The organism is Acinetobacter sp. YH12151 (assembly GCF_013418355.1).
Lineage (GTDB): Bacteria > Pseudomonadota > Gammaproteobacteria > Pseudomonadales > Moraxellaceae > Acinetobacter > Acinetobacter pseudolwoffii.
In genome coordinates, this window is sequence record NZ_VPCG01000104.1 from 1 (window position 1) to 1,477 (window position 1,477).

2 protein-coding genes are annotated in these 1,477 nt (G+C 34.7%); both read left to right on the forward strand.

The features are described 5' to 3' along the window. Window positions 1–400: 400 nt before the first annotated feature. Window positions 401–649 (forward strand): phenol hydroxylase subunit, encoded by a 249-nt coding sequence (locus tag FTU82_RS15930; protein WP_006581702.1) that lies wholly within the window; start codon window positions 401–403, stop codon window positions 647–649. A 37-nt stretch (window positions 650–686) separates the two neighbouring features. Beyond that, window positions 687–1,172 (forward strand): hypothetical protein, encoded by a 486-nt coding sequence (locus FTU82_RS15935; RefSeq protein WP_006581703.1) that lies wholly within the window; start codon window positions 687–689, stop codon window positions 1,170–1,172. Window positions 1,173–1,477 lie beyond the last annotated feature (305 nt).

The following is a 1,477-nucleotide window of genomic DNA, read 5'->3' on the forward strand; positions in this document are numbered from 1 at the left end:
TGTACATAGTGCACTAGGTTATGTATCACCTTTTGATTTTGAAGCAATGTACTATGATAAGATTAACCCGTTAGGTCAGGTGGCCTAACTTAAATAAAAAACTCTCCGACAAACCCGGTACGGTTCAGTTGATTGAATTATAGGGGCTATCAATGCGAGTTGGAAAATCAAAAAAAGAAGCTTTGGCTTCTTTTTTTTTTGATCATCTATAAGTGCTTATACAACTGAGAAAATATAAAACACTTGAGAATTTTCTTAAGTCATACATTGTGACTTAAGAATTTGATAAAGAACATTGTATGAAATAAAAAAGAGAAAATCATAAATATTTGAAAAATAATAATAAATAAAATTGGCATGCAAGTTGCAATAATCTTATGGAGAATATGAGGATTTTGGTATGCAGCAACTCAATGTAGAACAGCCTCCTTGCTTTATTCATGTTACAGGGACTCAGCGTGACAAATATATCGAATTTGAATTTTCGATAGGTGATCCAGAGTTAGCTGTAGAAATGATTATGCCAGTCAAGGCTTTTGAAGAATTCTGCGCACACCATCAAGTACAGCACCTAAGTACGGATGATTTTGCAAAGATTGAATATGACCGCATGAAGTGGCGATTTGGACAGGCCGGTATTAGAGAATAAAAACTCTAGTCTTTATTAAAAAATCAGGAAGATTTATATGCAAATTGATATTAAAACATCTTCAGTTAAGCCTTTAAGAAATACTTATGCTTATATTGAAAAAAGATTTGGTGATAAACCAGCTTCACGTTATCAAGAAGCGACCTACGATATTCAGGAAGAAATTAATTTTCATTACAAACCTTTATGGCAGCCTGAATTTGATCTTTACGATAAGGGCCGTACTGTAATCCAAATGAAAGATTGGTACGTGCTTAAAGATCCTCGTCAATTTTATTATGGGGCTTATACCCAAACTCGAGCTAAACAACAAGAGATTTTAGAAAGTAATTTTACGCTTGTTGAAAAACACGATTTATTAAGAAATATTTCTGAAGAAATTCTAAACAAAGTAACGAAATTACTACTCCCACTTTATTGTAAACAAGACATTTTTATCTTTTATATTCAATGGCTTATTTTCCTGCTAATTGGTAATACCATGAAAAATACCATGCTCAGAAAAGGCTTAACAATATTTTGAAAAATTGCCTACTGAGCGCTGCCGCACAGCTCCATAGGCCGCTTTCCTGGCTTTGCTTCCAGATGTATGCTCTTCTGCTCCTGCAGCTAATGGATCACCGCAAACAGGTTACTCGCCTGGGGATTCCCTTTCGACCCGAGCATCCGTATGAGACTCATGCTCGATTATTATTATTATACTCTGTACACGACAAATTTCACAGAACCCTTATCCTATCAGGATTCTGCTTTCTTAAAATTGCCAAAATTTCCTTAAACTCTTCTTTTTTCCCAAAACCAATTAAACGCTGAATCGCCATTTGAACA

Bases quoted from the DNA above. Each gene is read 5' to 3' on its own strand.
- FTU82_RS15930 (WP_006581702.1), top strand. From the start codon at position 401: ATGCAGCAACTCAATGTAGAACAGCCTCCTTGCTTTATTCATGTTACA.
- FTU82_RS15935 (WP_006581703.1), top strand. From the start codon at position 687: ATGCAAATTGATATTAAAACATCTTCAGTTAAGCCTTTAAGAAATACT.